Raw genomic sequence first — 16,417 nt, forward strand, 5'->3', positions numbered from 1 at the left:
CTTCTCGCCTTTGTCTTGCCATCAGGGCATGGCTTCAGCCATACCCGAAAATTAAGAGAAATCAGAACGCCGGTCATTGAGGCCGGCGTTCTGATTTCTACGCTTTGCTATCCCCGCATCTTCGTAAAGCTCACCTCAAGTACGACCGTCTTCGCCGTTGGATCAACCGTCTGCTTGAAGGCGCTGCTGTATCCCTCAAACGGCGGAGACGCGATATGCGTTTTCAGGAATGCAGTCACTGCACCCGCATCGAAGACGTCCCCGGGCTTCATGCTCCAGTCCTTGTCCCACACGCTCTGCTGTCCCGCGTTCAGGCCGGTCACCTTCGCGACCTCCAGGTGGTAGACCTCGCCCGGCACAACCTCCACCTTCATGTTGGCCGTATGCGTTGCCTCATCCAGCGCGGGAACTGCATTCACCGTCACGTCGAGATAGCCATGTTGGCGGTAGACATTCTGGATCGCATTCATCGCGGTGTTCAGGGATTTCTGCGAGACCGGCGCCCCGGTCTGCAGCTTCGCTCCGGCTAGAAACTGTTCCTGCGTCATCCAGGGCGACCCCGCCCAGCTCACCGAGCCCAGCTTGTAGACCTCGCCTTCCATCACCGTCGTCGTCAAAGCCACCTGCACTGGCCCCGTTCCGGTGAAGCTCCGCTCGACCGGCGACATCTTCGCCGCCATATAGCCCGCATCGCGATAGACCGTCAGCAGCGTGTCCGCGATATCGCGTCCGCCCACCGTCGTACTGTACGGCCGTCCAGCAAGCGCGGAGGTCAGCTTCTGTACGGACGGTTGCATCGCGGCCGACGCGCCCTGTACTGTTACCGCTCCAAAAAAGATCGCAGGCTGCGCAACCCGGTATGCAGCCACGCGGTAGGGAACACCTGGGCTTGGCTCAAGTACCTGCTCGTCCACCTTCGCCCCGGCCATGCCTTTCTCCTGCAGCATGGCTTCAAGTGCGGCCTGAACGGAGCTCTGCAGTGTCCCAGCCTCGGGAACCGTCTCTCCGGTCAGCGGAACCCGGCGGCTGATCTCGGCCTTTAGTTCTTCCGGGGTCCACCAGACGAAGTTCGCGTACGAAATGTGCAGCAGCTTGCCAGGATCGACCGGCTTCACCTTGAAAATGACGTTGACCGCCTTCATGGGGCCGTCCAGCGTAGCCTGCAAATCCTCAAAGGCGCCGGAGTCCACCAGCTTCTGTGCGGCTGCCTGCAGGCTCTCGTTGCCAACTGCCTGCCCCGGCTTCAGGCCGGAAGCGGCTTCCAGTTCGGCTTGTGTGTAGGGAGTCTGGCCGTCGAAAACGATCTGCTTGACGGTGTACTGCGCATTGGCTGAGACAGTAAAGGCGAACAGAAGGGCAGGGATGCAAAGGAGAGAGCGCATGGAATACGGCGATGCTACCGTGATCCCCATGCCCCGGCAAGGGGATTTCCCGGCATGCAACAAAGACTGAAATCCCTGCTAAAGAGCATCCACTTCCTGCCGATAGGTGTAGCAGGTACGACACAGATCCCGGCCAGTTCGAACAGGTTACGAAAGATCCTGCTCACCTTCCGGTATCAAACACGTACATTCTGTGGGAGAATACTGCAAAGCTCATGCGCACATCCCAACACTTCGTACGGACGCTTCTGCTGACGGCGCTTGCCCTCGGCATGAATCTGCTTTCGTACGCGGATGTTGCTCATGGCCGAGCGGCGCACCATCGTTCGCGCATCAGCTACTCCCACGTACCTCCGCATGGATCGCACCGGCCCACCGGCCGCGGCGGACGTACGCTGCGTGTCGCCGCCACGGACAATCAATCCTCTGATTCCGCAGAGGTTGCGCTCGCTCCCAAGCTGAAGCCGATTCATCCGGCGGTTCCATCGCCGACAGTTGCACTTCTGCAGCAAAGCCTGCTGCCGCAGCCGGAGAACCTTTCCGCGCCGCTGGCCCAGGCGCATGTACTTGCCCAGGGTTCCGCTCCGCGTGCACCCGGCGGCTCCCGCGCTCCTCCCATCGCTTAAATCTCCACCGCAAAGCCCCTCGTTTGCGCTGCGTCGTCGTGTCTACGTACGTCTGCCGCCGCAAGCGCGCCACGTTTCCCTTTGCCTTTTGTCAGGAGATTCAAACGATGCAGCGCCTTTTAGATGGCTACGCCCGTTTTCGCACCGAAGTTTTCCCGCACCATTCTTCGCTCTTCGCCCAGTTGGCCCGCGGACAGAAGCCTGAAGTCTGCTTTATCACCTGCTCGGACTCCCGCGTTATGCCGGAGATGATCTTTCAGTGCGAGCCCGGTCAGATCTTCCCCATTCGCACCGCTGGCAACCTGGTTCCGCCTCCGGGTGAGTCACACAGCGGCGTCACCGCCACCGTCGAGTACGCCGTCAAAGGCCTCAAGGTCACCGACATCGTCGTCTGCGGTCATTCCGGCTGCGGCGCCATGAAGGAGTTCCTGGAGCGCAAGCACGTCGACGAGCTGCCTGCCGTTCACGCCTGGCTGCGTCACGCCGGCCCTTCGTCGAAGTGGCTGCGCGGTCTCTTCGAACAGGCTGGCGACATCTCCCCGGAAAAGCAGCTTGAGCTGCTGACCCAGGCCAACATCCTTGCACAGCTCAACCACCTGGCCCAGCACTCGGCCGTTGCCGAAGGCCTCGCCTCCGGCACGCTCCGTCTGCACGGCTGGATCTATGACATCGCCACCGGAGAGATCCTCTCGCTCGATACCGACTCTGGAGCCTTTCTTCCCCTGTCGGTAGAACCCGAACCCGCACTTCATATCGCATAGCCGTTAGACAAGGAAACTCACTATGAAAAATACAGTTAAGCAGCCGGCAAACGGCGCACTGGTGAAGGACCTTTCGGCCTCGTTAGTTGTCTTCCTGGTTGCCCTGCCTTTGTGCATGGGCATCGCTCTGGCATCTGGCGTTCCACCGGCCCGGGGTATTGTCACCGGCATCGTAGGCGGAGTCATCGTTGGTCTGTTGTCCGGATCGCCGCTGCAGGTCAGCGGCCCAGCGGCAGGCCTGGCAGTTATCGTCTTCGAACTTATCCAGGAGCACGGCCTCTCCGCGCTCGGTCCTATCCTTATCCTCGCCGGCGCCATGCAGCTCATCGCCGGCCTGCTGAAGATGGGCCGCTGGTTCCGCGCCATCTCGCCGGAGGTTATCCACGGCATGCTGGCCGGCATCGGTATCCTCATCGTCATCCAGCAGTTCCACGTCGTGCTCGATCGTGCGCCCAAGTCCAACGGAGTGGCCAATATCCTTGCCATGGGAGAAGCCGTCTTCGGTGGCCTGTTCCCGCTCAACGGCAGCAAGGAAGAAGCCGCGGCCCTCGTCGGCCTGGTCACCCTTGCCGTCATGATGTTGTGGGAGCGCTTCCGTCCTGCAAAGCTGCGCCTGCTTCCTGGCGCCCTGCTCGGCATCTCCGCCGGCACCGCCGTCGCGCAGATCTGGCATCTCGGTGTGAACCGCGTCAATGTCCCCGCGAACCTCAGCGACATGGTCAGCCTCACCGGTCCCGCCTCCATGGGGGCTATCAACTGGTTCGGCTTTCTGGGCACCGCCGCCGCACTGGCCTTTATCGCATCAGCGGAAACTCTTCTCTCCGCCGCCGCGGTGGACCAGATGCAGACCCGTGTTCAGGCCAACTACGACAAGGAACTGGCAGCGCAGGGCGTCGGCAACATCCTCTGCGGTTTCCTCGGAGCGTTGCCCATGACCGGCGTCATCGTTCGCAGTTCGGCCAATGTGCAGGCTGGCGCGGAGACACGCAAGTCCACCATCCTTCATGGCATGTGGCTCCTGCTCTTCGTCCTGGCTCTGCCGTTCGTCCTGCGCATGATTCCCACCGCCAGCCTTGCCGCTGTGCTGGTGCTCACCGGCATCAAACTGGTCAAGCCCAGGGACATCCTGCACCTGCGCCGTTTTGGCTGGGCGCCGGTTGCCATCTATCTTGTATCGATGGGTACGATTGTGGCGACCAATCTTCTCACCGGCGTTCTGGTCGGCATCGGTCTCTCCCTGCTGCGTGTCCTGTGGAAGGTCGCGCACCTTGAGACCAGTGTCGAGGAGAAGGATGGCCGCACGGAGGTACACTTCTCTGGAGTCGGTACCTTCCTCGCCATTCCCAAGATCGCCGCTGCTCTTGACGCCGTGCCCACTGACAAACCCGTCATGGTGCACACCCACTCCCTGCGCTACGTCGACCATGCCTGCATCGAAATCATTGAGAGCTGGGTCGAGCGCCGCAAGGGGCAGGGAGGCATCGTCCACATCGAGGTCGACCTGCTGCTCCGCCGTTACAACACGCCGGTCAGTCGCAGCATCGCCTAGGTTTGCTCTTTTGCTGTGCGCGGGTTCTGCCAGAGGACCGGCGCCATCCAAAGCAAAGAGCAGGGCCCGCCAGTTGGCGGGCCCTTTTTATTGTTTCTTGAAGCGTGGGGTTTAGCCCAGCTCCTCCATGCTGTTGACGCCGAACTTCTTGTACCACGGAGTCGCCGCGGCCAGCGCCTTGTTGACGTTCTCAATGTTCTCCACGCCGGTCGTGTTCAGCCAGTCCTCAAAAGCCTTGGGGCCCTGTTTGGCGTAGATGGCGATGCCGTCATACCAGGTCGCACGGCCGCACAGAACACCGTTGAACTTGGTGCCCGACTCGCCCGAAAGCTCCAGCGTCTCAATGAACACCGGGTTGGTGACGCCTGCCGACAGGTAGATGAACGGCTTGTGAGACATCGACTCCGCATCGCGGAAGTGCTGCAGAGCCTCGGCACGTGTGTAGGCCTTCTCGCCCTTGAAGGCGCGCGTGCCTTCCACAAACGCCATCTCGATCGGCACCTCGACCTTCAGCACGTCCACGCCATAGCGCTCCTTGCCGAATTCAGCCATCGAGCCGGAGACAACCTCGGGCTTCTTGCGAGCGTACGCCAACGTCTTTTCGCCGGTGCCGTCTTCGTTGTAGCCCACCGTCTCCAGGAAGAAGGGAATGTCGTGGTAACGGCATTCGTCGCCAATACGCTCCACCCAGGCATGCTTCAGGTCGTTGACCGGGGTGGCTTCAAAGGGGCTGTAATACAGCAGGATCTTGATGCAGTCGGCGCCGGCCTCTTTCAGGCGGCGGACGCTCCATACATCCAGCAGGTCGGGCAGGCGGCCCGGCGTGTTGGCGTCGTAGCCAGTCTTTTCATAGGCCAGCAGAAGACCGGCGTTATTGCGCGCCTTGGCGGCGGGAAGTCCGAACTCAGGGTCCAGCAGAATGGCCGAGGCATGCTTGGTCAGCACCGAGCTGACCAGGAGCTTGAACTCTTCCAGATCATGCGCCGTAGCCGTGCCACCGCGCTCCTTGGCAATGGACTTCTGCAGCGATCCACGCTGGTCCATGGCTGCGGCGGCAATCACGCCACGCTTGTCCGATACTGCCTTCAGTCCTGCAAGTTTGCCGGGTGTGGGCTTGGTCATAAGGTCTCCTGCTTGTCTGTTCCTCGTGATCAATTGGTTTGATTCCAACGGGATGCTTCAAGGTTCGCGGCGACGACGTTAAATCAACCACGACCCGCCTGTCGAATCGGTGCTTACCACTGTACAACACGCGTTCGATAATCGCGGAAAAATTCGATTATCGAACAGATTGCTTTTGCAGTATAAATAAATCCCGGATTCCAGCCTCCGCATAGTCCAGCATCGTTCCCAATTGCTGCCGCGTATACGGATGTCGTTCCGCCGTCGCCTGTGTCTCCACCAGGCCGCCGCTCTCCGTCATCACCACGTTCATATCCACTTCCGCCTGTGAGTCTTCCTCGTAGCAAAGATCCAGAAGCACATTTCCCTCTACGATGCCGACACTGGTTGCGGCGACCATCTCGCGCATCGGATTCTTCGGTAATGTACCTGCTTCCACCAGCTTGTTCAGGGCCAGAGACAGCGCGGCGCAGGCGCCGGTAATCGCCGCCGTACGCGTTCCGCCATCGGCCTGCAGCACATCGCAATCCAGAATCACCGTGCGCTCGCCCAGTGCCTGCATATCCACTACCGAACGCAAAGAGCGGCCGATCAGTCGCTGAATCTCGTGCGTGCGGCCGCCAATCTTGCCGCGCTCCGCTTCACGCGGCGTACGCGTCAGCGTCGCCCGCGGCAGCATGCCATACTCGGCGGTCACCCATCCGCGGCCAGAGTTCCGCAGCCACCCGGGAACGCCGTTCTCAATCGTCGCATTGCACAGCACGCGGGTATGGCCGGCTTCAATCAGCACGGATCCTTCCGCTGTTGCAACAAAACCCGGGGTCAGAGTGGTAAGACGAAGCTGATCGGCCATGCGATCGCCAGGACGAAGAAACGGAGTTGCCATGGAGCGATTGTAATAAGGTCACAATCCATCCCATTTCGGAACACCTGTTCAAACGACCGTTCCGAAACGGGAAATAGCAGAAAAGCCGCGTCTTTACCGCGAAAGCCCTACCGCCAGCCCTTTTATGTTCCCGTTTCGGGAAACCCCGTTGTCCCAGTTTGGAAGACGTTCGAGCGGATTTGCATTTTGTTTCAAAGACTTACCAGTTTGGCACTCGACGTGATATCCAGACTGGCATACAAACGTTACTATCCCTTGTTTGATGGGTTCTAAAAATGCTGGCGTCTTTGCTGAGTTGTTCCGCCTTCTGTCTCTCTGCTAACGGAGGTATGGCGTGGTAAAAGCCAATCCCTCCCGCTCTCCGGCCGATTTTGGTTGGAATTCTTCCTCGCGGCCCGGGGCGCTTTCTTCGTCGTCTGCCATGCGCGTGCTCATCGTCGATGACGATGTCTCCGTGCGGCAGGCCTGCGCCGAAATCAGCGAACGTGTCGGCTTCCAGACGGCAAGCGCGTCGACCATTGCGCAGGCCGAAGTGTTGCTCGCTGAGAAATCCGTCGACATCATGCTGCTTGATCTGCGCGTTCCCGGAGGCAGCAGCCTGGGGCTTCTGGAACACACACGCGCCATGTATCCGGAGCTGGTTGTCATCGTGATGACGGCTTTCGCCACCGTCTCCTCAGCGGTGGAGGCCATGCGCAACGGGGCCTCCGACTACCTGACCAAGCCCTTCGCCCTGGAAGAGCTGACGCAGGTGCTGCAGCGTGCGCGCAACCGGCGCAGCTTTGCGCTGGAGAGCCGCCGCCTGAAAGAGGATCTGCGTCAGCCGCGCAAGCTTGATAGCCCGCTCGTCGGAAACACGCCGGCCATGCAGAATCTGCTGCGCATGATCTCCAAGGTCGCCCAGTCCGCGCATCCCGTGCTGATCCTTGGTGAGAGCGGCACCGGCAAGGAGCTGGTTGCGCGCGCCATCCACAACAGCGGCCCGAATGCCAGCCGTCCTTTCCTGCCTATCGACTGTGGCGCCCTGGTGCCCACGCTGATCGAAAGCGAGCTCTTCGGCCATGTCCGCGGTGCCTTTACAGGGGCCAGCCGTCCCAAGGAGGGGCTGCTGGCCGCGGCCGACCATGGCACCGTCTTTCTGGATGAGATCGGTGAGCTTCCCCTCGACCTGCAGGCCCGCCTTCTCCGTGCCTTGCAGGAGAAGGAGATCCGCCCGGTCGGCTCCACCCACTCCGTGCCGATCCGCGCCCGCATCGTAGCCGCCACGAACCGCGATCTGGCTGCCATGGTGGAGCAGGGAAGCTTCCGCAAGGACCTCTACTTCCGGCTCAATGTCGTCAACCTGAGGGTCCCGCCCCTGCGTCAGCGCAGTGACGATATCCCCCTTCTGGCGGCTTACTTTCTGGAACGTCTGCGCCGCGAGAGCGCCATCGAGTATGTCTTCTCCGATGAAGCTCTGCGCATCATGCACGAGTACGACTGGCCCGGGAACGTGCGTGAACTGGAACATGCCATTGAGCGCGCCTGCGCTCTCTCCTCGGGGCCTGTCATCACCATGGCGGAGTTGCCCACACAACTGCAGGAGTTCCGCGCGCAGAGCACCCGCGGAGGCTCCATCATCGCCGCCATGGCTTCCTCTTACCCGGAGGAGATGAACGGGGCGCAGCCATCGGCCGGCATCGTCTCCATCGCCGAGATGGAAAAGCAGGCCATCCTGAACACCATCCACCAGCTCAACGGCGACAAGCTGATGGCCGCGCGTTTGCTCGGCATCGGTAAGACGACCCTGTACCGCAAGCTGAAGGAATACGGAATCGATCAACCTTGAGGGAGGTTGTTATGGACGCGACAATTCTGCTGGTCAGTGCCTCGGCAAGGGCCGAAGACTGTGCCACCTTTCTTTCCCGGCGCATCAATACCGCCATTGAAGTGGTGACCAACCGGCGTTCGGCCCTCGCCACCCTGAGGAGGCATGAGTTCCAGGTCGTAATGGTCGATGCCGAGCTGGCAACGCAATATCCTGATGGCGCTGACCTTTTCTGGCAGCATGCAGGCCTTGCCCTGCCCATTCTTTTCCGTATGCCGGCGGAGGACTGTTCTCAGCTTCTGCGGGAGGTTCGTTCCGGGCTTGCCCGCCGCGAGCGGGAGCAGCAGCTTGCCCGGCGCCTGGTTTCAGCCTCGCTGGAGGCCGATCTCAAGTCGTCGGTCACCGGCATCCTGCTCGAATCCGAGCTGGCCTTGCGTGAGCCGGGCATCTCGCCGGTGCTCGAACGACGCCTTCGCCATCTGGCGGAGCTCGCCAGCACGCTGCGCGACCGGCTGCGGCCAGAGGGCGCCGTCTAGAGCCTGTTATGCTGGGCTTTCCAATCGTAAAAGGAGAGTCATCCCGCATGTCTGAAGTACCCGCAGTCAAGATCACCGTCAAGCCCAACGGCCCCCTCCGCGTCGAAGGCCCCATCACCCTGACCGACGCCGATGGCCAGCAGTGGGACCTGACCGGCAAGCCCGCCATCTCGCTCTGCCGCTGCGGCGCCAGCGAGAAGCGCCCATTCTGTGACGGAGCCCACAACCGCATCGGCTTCCAGTGCGCCGCCAGTCCGGCCGGTAACCTCACCTAAACACGGCCCCGACGCATGACGCTACGCGCGATTGCTCTTAGTGGCCTGCTTCTCGTTGCCTCCTCGGCCGCCACTGTTCCCGCATGGGCACAGCAGGCCGAGGAGGCAAAGCCTCATGCCCGCAGCTATGTACGGTCAGAGGCGATGATTCCCGTACGGGACGGCGTCAAGCTGCACGTCGTCATTCTTCGTCCTGAAGGCTCGGAGAAATCCGGAGAAGCTCTCCCCATCCTGATCACGCGCACACCTTACGGCGCAGGCGGCAACTCCGACACGGTCAACGCCTCCAAGCCCGAACTCGCCGCCAGCGGCTATATCTTCGTGCAGGCGGACATCCGCGGCCGTTACGGCTCCGAGGGCCAGTTCGTGATGAACCGCCCCCTGGTGCATGTACCCGGCAACCGGACTGATCCGAAGCTGATCGACGAAAGTTCTGACACCTACGACACTGTTGCCTGGCTGCTCAACAACCTGCCCAACAACAACGGCCGCGTCGGGGTCTTCGGTGTCTCCTACCCCGGCTTCCTCTCCATGATGGCGGGTATTGACCATCATCCGGCGGTGAAGGCCATCTCGCCCCAGGCGCCGATGACCAACATCTGGATCGGTGACGACTTCTTCCACAACGGAGCCTTCCGCCAGACTTACGGCTTCGACTACGTCCAGCAGTTGGAGCGCGCCAAGGACGACCAGCGCGTCTCCATGAGCGAGGACACCTTCGACTACTTCCTGAAGAACCGCAACTTCGAGGGAGCGGCAAAGACCGCGAAGATGGAGTCGCTGCCCACCGCGAAGGCCTTTCTTTCGCAACCCAGCTACACCAGGTTCTGGAAGGACATGGCCGTCGAGCCCCATCTCACACGGATTGAAGTCCCCACCCTCGAGGTCGGCGGCTGGTGGGACCAGGAAGACATGTGGGGCACGCAGGCGGAGTATGCCGCGCTCCGCACGCATGACACCAAGCAGGACCCGCAGCACGCCGTCTTTCTCGTCCTCGGCCCCTGGAACCATGGCGGCTGGGCAGGCCCGGGACGTAAGCTCGGCGCGGTCGACTTCGGTGCAAACACCGGCGAGCAGTATCGCCAGACCATCGAAGCCCCCTTCTTCGAGTTCTATTTGAAAGACAAGCCCGGCTTCGACCTGCGTGACACCGCCAGCTTCCGCACCGGCGAAGACACGTGGCACCACTACGACGTGTGGCCTCCGAAGACTGGCTTCAAGGCCGCAAAGCTCTACCTCGCTCCGCAGAAGGGGCTCAGCTTCACAGCTCCAAAAGGCGATGACAAGAGCTCGGTCGTCAGCTACGTTGCAGACCCCGCCGATCCTGTCCCATACCGTGCCCGTCCCATCCAGTCCACCTACGGCAACGGATCGAAGTGGCGTCCCTGGCTCGTCGAAGACCAGCGCTTTGTCACCAGCCGTAAAGACACCGCCGTCTTCCAGACCGCCGCCCTCGACAAGGACACCACCATCACCGGGGACATCGTTGCCGACCTCTTCGCCGCCACCACCGGCAGCGATGCTGACTGGATTGTGAAGCTGATCGACGTCTACCCGGACGACGCTCCCGCGCCCATGGCCGGCTACCAGTTGATGATCGTCGATGAGATCTTCCGTGGCCGCTACAACAACAGTTTTGAAAAGCCCCAGGCCATCACGCCCAGCCAGGTCACCGAGTACAAGTGGAGCCTGCACGGTGCCGACCACACCTTCAGGAAGGGGCACCGTATCCTGGTGCAGGTGCAGTCCTCCTGGTTTCCGCTCTACGACCGCAACCCGCAGACCTTCGTCGAAAACATCATGACCGCCCCTGCCGATGCCTACAAGGCGCAAACGCAGAGCATCTACTTCTCAACGGCCCATCCCTCGCACCTTGAGGTGCTGGTGCCCGCCGAGTAAGGAGCCCGCTTGTCCATCAAGACCATCTCCTCGCGCGAGGTCTACCGCAATCCATGGACCCGCGTCCGCGAAGACATCATTGAGCGTCCCGGCGGCGTCCGCGGCGTCTACGGCGTCATCGAGAAAGACCCCGCCTGCATCATCATCCCGCTCGAACGCACCCCCGAAGGTGACTTCCTCTACCTGGTTGAGCAGTTCCGCTACACCGTCGGTGCGCGCTTCAAGGAGTTCCCCCAGGGCGGCTGGGAGACGGCAGAGATCATCCCCGAGGAGTTAGCTCGAGGCGAGCTGCAGGAAGAGACCGGCCTCATCGCCGGCAAGCTCACCCTCCTCAACGAAATGTGGATCGCCTACGGCGTCATGCACCAGCGCCACTACCTTTACCTTGCCGAAGACCTGACCCACGGAGACACAGATCCTGACACGGAAGAACACGACCTCGAACTCTTCCGTGTCTCCGTCGCCGACTTCGAACAGATGATCCTCCGCAGCGAAATCCAGGACAACTGCACCCTCGCCGCCTGGGGAGCCTACAAAGTCTGGCGGGAACACAATTTGCATTCATAAAACCAACCCGGGTGCCCCACCCTCGCAACGCCAGGGTGGGTGGTGAGTCACTAGTCCGGAACCAATAGAAAGTAATCACGATCATGCCTTCCATCCAACACCTCGAATGCTCCCGCTGCGGTCACACGGTCAGCGCCGATACACCCCGGAACGTCTGCCCCAAGTGCGCAGGCAGCTTCTACGTCCGCTACGACCTCTCAGCCGCCAAAGGCCTCGCCGCCCGCGACCGCGTCACGCAGGATTACCCCCGTTCCACCGGCATGTGGCGCTACCGCGACGTGCTCCCTTCCGTTGAGCCCGTCACCCTGGGCGAAGGCTGGACGCCCATGCTTCCATCGCGCCGCTACAAACACGTCTGGACCAAGGAAGAAGGCGCGAACCCCACCGGCACCTTCAAGGCCCGCGGCATGGCCGCAGCGATCTCCATGGCAAAGCACTACGGCATCACCAAGGTCGCTGCGCCCTCCGCAGGCAATGCCGGCGGAGCTATGGCAGCCTATGCCGCAGCCGCCGGCATTGAAGCCCATATCTTCATGCCGAAGGATGTTCCCCTCGCCAACCAGGTGGAGTGCAAGGTCCACGGCGCACACCTCACCCTCGTCAACGGCCTCATCTCCGACTGCGGCAAGATCGTCGCCGAGCGCAAGGACGCCGAGGGCTGGTTCGACATGTCCACCCTGAAGGAGCCCTACCGCGTCGAAGGCAAGAAGACCATGGGCTATGAACTGGTCGAGCAGCTCGGCTGGTGCTATCCCAAAGCCGTCTTCTACCCCACCGGCGGAGGCGTCGGCCTCATCGGCATGTGGAAGGCCTTTGAAGAGATGGAAGAGCTCGGCTGGGTCACTGGCGAGCGCCCGAAGATGATCGCCGTACAGGCCGCCGGCTGCGCCCCTATCCAGAAGGCCTACGACGAAGGCAAAGACGTCAGCGAGATGTTCCAGAACGCCGCCACCGATGCCGCCGGCCTCCGCGTCCCCAAGCCCTACGGCGACTACCTCATCCTCGACATCGTCCGCAAAAGTGGCGGCACGGTCATCTCCTGCACCGACGACGAAATCTTCGCCGCGCTCAAAGACTGGGGCACCCACGAAGGCCTCCTCCTCTCACCCGAAGGAGCATCCTCCATGGCTGCCTACGACAAGCTCATCGCCAACGGCTTCCTCAAACCCGAAGACGAAGTCGTTCTCTTCAACACCGGCTCCGGCAACAAGTACACTGACGTTCTCAGCCGCCACTTTGGCCTGGTGTAGCTTTTGCCTTTTGCTTTGTCATCCAGAGCAAAGCGAAAGCCCTGCCTCTCTTCGCAGCATGTAACCCTAACCGAACCCGCTCTCGCAACCCCAGGGTGGGTTCGGTACCATAGCCCCACAGGAACCCACGGATGCCCCACCAATACTCTCGCCGCACCTTTCTCTCGCTGACGCTCTCCGCCTCCCTCGCGCACGCCGGAGCGCAGCTTCCCATCCTGCGTGGCAAGCGGGTATCCATCCTCGACCACGGCGCGAAGGCCGATGGCGCCACCCTCAACACCCGCGCCATCCAGGCCACCATCGATAGCCTCGCCTCCACCGGCGGCGGCACCGTCGTCATACCGGCGGGCACCTTCATCAGCGGAGCTATCTTCCTCAAGCGCGGAGTCCATCTCCACCTTGAGAAGGGAGCCGTCCTTCAGGCCTCCACCGATGTCGCCGCGAACTTCCCCGCGCAGCGCACCCGCATTGAAGGCCACTTCGAAGAGAAGTTCACCCCCGCCCTCATCAACGCCAAAAACTGCGACGGTCTGCGAATCACCGGCGAAGGCACCCTCGACGGCGCGGGCCGCCCCATCTGGGACCAGTTCTGGAAGATGCGCAACGCCGCGCCTGACCCGCACAACTTTCCCAACATCGGCCTGCCGCGCGCCCGCCTCGCCATCCTGGAGGAGTCGCGCAACATCACCGTCGAAGGCGTCACCTTCAAGGACTCGCAGTTCTGGAACCTCCATCTCTACAAGTGCGATGGTGTCACCGTTAAGAACGCCCGCTTCCAGGTGCCCGACGACTACAAGCAGGCGCCCAGCACCGACGGCATCGACCTCGACAGCTGCCGCAACGTCACCGTCGACGGCTGCTTCTTCTCCGTCACCGACGACTGCATCGCCGCCAAGGGCTCCAAAGGCCCCAACGCCGACAAGGACACCGCCAGCCCGCCCGTGGAGCACATCCGCGTCCGCAACTGCACCTTCAAACGCGGCAACGGTATCGTCACCCTCGGCAGCGAAGCCACGCTTGTGCGCGACGTCCAAGTGGAGAACTGCAACGTCATCGGCGAGGTCAAAATCGCCGTCCTCAAGCTGCGCCCCGACACCCCGCAGCACTACGAAGACATCCACTTCCGCAACATCACCCTCAACGGCTCCCGCGCCCCCATGGTGCAGATCCAGCCCTGGTCGCAGTACTTTGACCTGAAGGGCAACACCCCGCCCAAATCCATCGTGCGCAACGTCACCATCACCGGAGTCAAAGGCCGCTTCGGTACCTTCGGCACCATCAAACCCAACCCAGGCCAGACGGAGATCGCGGACATCGTCTTCAAAGACATCAACGTCACCCTGCAGGACCCCAAGCTGAACACCGAGGGCGTCAAAGGTCTGAAGTTCGAAAACGTGATCATCAACGGGAAGAACATCACCTCAGCGGAATCGCTGGCATAACCCATCACCCGGGTCCCCATGTCCCGTTTCCGGGGCATGGGTGCTCGTGCGGAACTTTCCAGCAGCAGCGCTCGTAGCAACTCTCGCACCCGCCAGCCGTAGAGAGCCCATGCCTGCTTTGTTACGAGCAACTCTGTTTCTATCGCTGCTGCCAGCCGGTATGCACGCAGCTCACGCGCAGGAAAACCCATCCGAGCCGCTGAAGAAGATGGCCGCCACCGCCGACCCTGACTTCGAGGTCGCCACCATCAAGCCCTCCGACCCCGCCGACCACAACCAGGGCTTCCGGCTGAAGGGCCGTCGGCTGCAGATAGAAGCCAATAACATGACCGGCATTATCTGCTTCGCCTACTCCATCCAGAAGAGCCAGGTCATCAACGCCCCCAAATGGTTCGACGAACAGCGCTGGGACATCGAAGGCGTCCCCGACGTGGAAGGTGCACCCAGCTGGCGTCAGTACCGCGGCATGCTGAAGAAGCTGCTCTCCAGCCGCTTCGGTATCCAGATGCACCAGGACAAACGCGAGCTCTCCGTCTACACCCTCACCCTTGCGAAGGACGGACCGAAGTTCAAGAAGAGCACCAGCGACCCCGACGCGCCCAGTGACCAGTCCGGCCACGGCATCGGCTCACAGCAGTATATGAAATTCACCAACGCCAGCATGACGGACTTCGCCCAGACCATGCAGCTGATGGTCGACAAACCTGTAGTCGACCAGACCAGCCTCTCAGGCCGCTTTGACTTTGAGCTGTTGTGGACGCCGGACATGCTCCGCCCCACGGAACCGAACCCGGCTCCGGCTCTCTTTACCGCGGTGCAGGAACAACTGGGGCTGAAACTGCAGGCGACTCGCACGCAGACCGATGTGCTGGTCATTGACACCGCAACCCCACCAACACAGAACTAAAGCGGGTGCCCCATATCTGGCAGCCTCATCGCCAGATGTGGGACGAACCACCATCTCTATGTATCTGTCGGCGTATCCGCCCACAACCCGCTCTTTGAGCGCCCACAAAGCCAGTTGAAAGCCTTGTGCCGCTCCTGTGCGATGGAGGTCATTACGGCGAACTCATCCGAAGTAAGTTCACCATAGCTCTTTCCTAAAGCAGGGAAGTCTCCATTGATTGGCTGCCCAATATCGCCTTTATCCGCAGCTTTCGATGCCGTCATTGCGATGATCTGCGCAATCGTGAGACCACTGTACTGACCGTCAAGCTTTCCTTCTTCCTGAAGACGCCGAGTCCGCGCCCGCCAGTGCCATAATTCAGCAAGATTTCTCTGCTTCTCGATCTCGTCTTTGGGGCGGAGTTGCGCACGATTGACGGCCTCTTGAATCGAGGCTGCTTTGAACTCCTGTACAAGATCGCTGCCGGTCTCCTGATCATAGGGCGGTAACGATGGAATCATCTGCAGCGCCCACAGCAGGCATGCAATCGATTCGGCCAGCCAGCTTGCGTCAATCCGTGCCTGATCGTTCTCTGATGAAAGGCCGCCCTGCAGAAACGCTCTCTCGCCTGCTTCCACATCACGCCACAGGTCTGAGCTTTTGAGCTGTTCGACAATGGGCTGCGTGAATTCGCCGATATCTTTCTTGAACTGCTCGCTCTCTTCAGCACTCCATTGCGCCATCATCTCCTGCAGAACATCCATCGGAGGAACGACGAGACCTGCGGCATAAATGGCCTTCAGAATAATGGCACGCTTCATCACCGCGCCTGCGTTTGGAGTTCCTTGTGAGAAGTAGGGCACATGAGCGTCATTTGACTGCGAAAGAATGTCACGAAGTAGAACTGCTGCACAGAAAACAGTTGCAGCGATGAGATAACCCCCAAGTGACAAATCCGCGAATTTTGGGAAGGCCTTTCTTATGGTGAAATCCCATGGATACTGAATCAAGGCAACCCCAATGCCGAGAGAAAGCGCCAGCATTGCGCGAGGAGAATGGCTGGTTCGGCGGAGAAAAAACCTTCCCAGCAAAACAAGAAGCCCGGTTAGTCCGCCAATAATGAGACCGAACAGGACGCTCTCAAGGAACAGGCCAGCGAAGGCGGCATTCAAATGGCTCATTTGCTCCTGATCAACATCGTGGAGCAAATAGACAGAGATCGCAGCAATCAGTAGAGCTGTGCCCGAAAGTCCTGAGATGAGCAAGAATATGGAGCGTCGCATGGGTGAAGAGGAAGTATAGCCGACACAAAAATGACACGGTGTTGAAGACACTGGGTGCCCCATATCTGGCAGCCTCATCGCCAGATGTGGGAATTTCCATAGAACATCCTGCAAACCCACATCTCAGAATCGAGATATAGGGCACA

General features: G+C 60.9%; 15 protein-coding genes. 11 read left to right on the forward strand and 4 right to left on the reverse strand.

The window, feature by feature from the left end:
• Window positions 1-107: 107 nt before the first annotated feature.
• On the reverse strand, window positions 108-1,382 hold the full coding sequence (locus tag OHL13_RS03410) for a POTRA domain-containing protein (RefSeq protein WP_263408705.1): 1,275 nt from the start codon (window positions 1,380-1,382) through the stop codon (window positions 108-110).
• 215 nt (window positions 1,383-1,597) lie between these two features.
• Here OHL13_RS03410 and OHL13_RS03415 point away from each other — a divergent pair, with 215 nt between their 5' ends.
• The 3 genes from OHL13_RS03415 (at window position 1,598) to OHL13_RS03425 (ending at window position 4,318) form a co-directional block, all read left to right on the forward strand.
• A complete protein-coding gene (locus OHL13_RS03415) occupies window positions 1,598-2,008 on the forward strand; it encodes a hypothetical protein (RefSeq protein WP_263408706.1) in 411 nt (136 codons plus the stop codon).
• A 107-nt stretch (window positions 2,009-2,115) separates the two neighbouring features.
• Window positions 2,116-2,769, forward strand: coding sequence for a carbonic anhydrase (locus tag OHL13_RS03420; RefSeq protein WP_263408707.1), 654 nt, complete (start codon window positions 2,116-2,118; stop codon window positions 2,767-2,769).
• A 22-nt stretch (window positions 2,770-2,791) separates the two neighbouring features.
• Complete coding sequence (locus tag OHL13_RS03425) at window positions 2,792-4,318, forward strand: SulP family inorganic anion transporter (RefSeq protein ID WP_263408708.1); 1,527 nt, start codon at window positions 2,792-2,794, stop codon at window positions 4,316-4,318.
• Window positions 4,319-4,429: 111 nt separating this feature from the next.
• Here the strand turns inward: OHL13_RS03425 and OHL13_RS03430 are convergent, their stop codons facing one another.
• Window positions 4,430-5,440, reverse strand: coding sequence for a tagatose 1,6-diphosphate aldolase (locus tag OHL13_RS03430; RefSeq protein ID WP_263408709.1), 1,011 nt, complete (start codon window positions 5,438-5,440; stop codon window positions 4,430-4,432).
• Window positions 5,441-5,597: 157 nt separating this feature from the next.
• Window positions 5,598-6,326, reverse strand: coding sequence for a ribonuclease PH (gene rph / locus OHL13_RS03435; RefSeq protein WP_317889895.1), 729 nt, complete (start codon window positions 6,324-6,326; stop codon window positions 5,598-5,600).
• 334 nt (window positions 6,327-6,660) lie between these two features.
• Here rph and OHL13_RS03440 point away from each other — a divergent pair, with 334 nt between their 5' ends.
• From OHL13_RS03440 to OHL13_RS03475, 8 genes are all read left to right on the forward strand, one after another.
• Complete coding sequence (locus tag OHL13_RS03440) at window positions 6,661-8,154, forward strand: sigma-54-dependent transcriptional regulator (RefSeq protein WP_263408710.1); 1,494 nt, start codon at window positions 6,661-6,663, stop codon at window positions 8,152-8,154.
• Window positions 8,155-8,165: 11 nt separating this feature from the next.
• A complete protein-coding gene (locus OHL13_RS03445) occupies window positions 8,166-8,669 on the forward strand; it encodes a hypothetical protein (protein ID WP_263408711.1) in 504 nt (167 codons plus the stop codon).
• A 47-nt stretch (window positions 8,670-8,716) separates the two neighbouring features.
• Entirely contained in the window at window positions 8,717-8,944 is a 228-nt protein-coding gene (locus OHL13_RS03450) for a CDGSH iron-sulfur domain-containing protein (protein ID WP_263408712.1), read from the forward strand.
• Between the two features lie 15 nt (window positions 8,945-8,959).
• Entirely contained in the window at window positions 8,960-10,843 is a 1,884-nt protein-coding gene (locus OHL13_RS03455; protein ID WP_263408713.1) for a CocE/NonD family hydrolase, read from the forward strand.
• Between the two features lie 9 nt (window positions 10,844-10,852).
• Complete coding sequence (locus tag OHL13_RS03460; RefSeq protein ID WP_263408714.1) at window positions 10,853-11,410, forward strand: NUDIX domain-containing protein; 558 nt, start codon at window positions 10,853-10,855, stop codon at window positions 11,408-11,410.
• 83 nt (window positions 11,411-11,493) lie between these two features.
• Complete coding sequence (locus OHL13_RS03465) at window positions 11,494-12,660, forward strand: threonine synthase (protein ID WP_263408715.1); 1,167 nt, start codon at window positions 11,494-11,496, stop codon at window positions 12,658-12,660.
• Between the two features lie 131 nt (window positions 12,661-12,791).
• Window positions 12,792-14,102 (forward strand): glycoside hydrolase family 28 protein, encoded by a 1,311-nt coding sequence (locus OHL13_RS03470; RefSeq protein WP_263408716.1) that lies wholly within the window; start codon window positions 12,792-12,794, stop codon window positions 14,100-14,102.
• A 160-nt stretch (window positions 14,103-14,262) separates the two neighbouring features.
• Window positions 14,263-15,009 (forward strand): TIGR03435 family protein, encoded by a 747-nt coding sequence (locus OHL13_RS03475; RefSeq protein ID WP_263408717.1) that lies wholly within the window; start codon window positions 14,263-14,265, stop codon window positions 15,007-15,009.
• Window positions 15,010-15,065: 56 nt separating this feature from the next.
• Here the strand turns inward: OHL13_RS03475 and OHL13_RS03480 are convergent, their stop codons facing one another.
• The gene (locus OHL13_RS03480; RefSeq protein ID WP_263408718.1) at window positions 15,066-16,169 is read right to left on the reverse strand and encodes a DUF4272 domain-containing protein; all 1,104 of its coding nucleotides are present in this window, start codon (window positions 16,167-16,169) and stop codon (window positions 15,066-15,068) included.
• Between the last annotated feature and the right edge of the window lie 248 nt (window positions 16,170-16,417).

The organism is Terriglobus tenax (assembly GCF_025685395.1).
GTDB classification, from domain to species: domain Bacteria; phylum Acidobacteriota; class Terriglobia; order Terriglobales; family Acidobacteriaceae; genus Terriglobus; species Terriglobus tenax.

Excerpts from the sequence above, each read along its gene's own strand:
- OHL13_RS03425 (WP_263408708.1), top strand. The coding sequence starts at position 2,792 with ATGAAAAATACAGTTAAGCAGCCGGCAAACGGCGCACTGGTGAAGGAC.
- OHL13_RS03480 (WP_263408718.1), bottom strand. The coding sequence starts at position 16,169 with ATGAGCCATTTGAATGCCGCCTTCGCTGGCCTGTTCCTTGAGAGCGTC.
- OHL13_RS03465 (WP_263408715.1), top strand. The coding sequence starts at position 11,494 with ATGCCTTCCATCCAACACCTCGAATGCTCCCGCTGCGGTCACACGGTC.
- OHL13_RS03410 (WP_263408705.1), bottom strand. The coding sequence starts at position 1,382 with ATGCGCTCTCTCCTTTGCATCCCTGCCCTTCTGTTCGCCTTTACTGTC.
- OHL13_RS03445 (WP_263408711.1), top strand. The coding sequence starts at position 8,166 with ATGGACGCGACAATTCTGCTGGTCAGTGCCTCGGCAAGGGCCGAAGAC.
- OHL13_RS03450 (WP_263408712.1), top strand. The coding sequence starts at position 8,717 with ATGTCTGAAGTACCCGCAGTCAAGATCACCGTCAAGCCCAACGGCCCC.
- OHL13_RS03470 (WP_263408716.1), top strand. The coding sequence starts at position 12,792 with ATGCCCCACCAATACTCTCGCCGCACCTTTCTCTCGCTGACGCTCTCC.
- OHL13_RS03420 (WP_263408707.1), top strand. The coding sequence starts at position 2,116 with ATGCAGCGCCTTTTAGATGGCTACGCCCGTTTTCGCACCGAAGTTTTC.
- rph (WP_317889895.1), bottom strand. The coding sequence starts at position 6,326 with ATGGCAACTCCGTTTCTTCGTCCTGGCGATCGCATGGCCGATCAGCTT.
- OHL13_RS03475 (WP_263408717.1), top strand. The coding sequence starts at position 14,263 with ATGCACGCAGCTCACGCGCAGGAAAACCCATCCGAGCCGCTGAAGAAG.
- OHL13_RS03455 (WP_263408713.1), top strand. The coding sequence starts at position 8,960 with ATGACGCTACGCGCGATTGCTCTTAGTGGCCTGCTTCTCGTTGCCTCC.
- OHL13_RS03430 (WP_263408709.1), bottom strand. The coding sequence starts at position 5,440 with ATGACCAAGCCCACACCCGGCAAACTTGCAGGACTGAAGGCAGTATCG.
- OHL13_RS03415 (WP_263408706.1), top strand. The coding sequence starts at position 1,598 with ATGCGCACATCCCAACACTTCGTACGGACGCTTCTGCTGACGGCGCTT.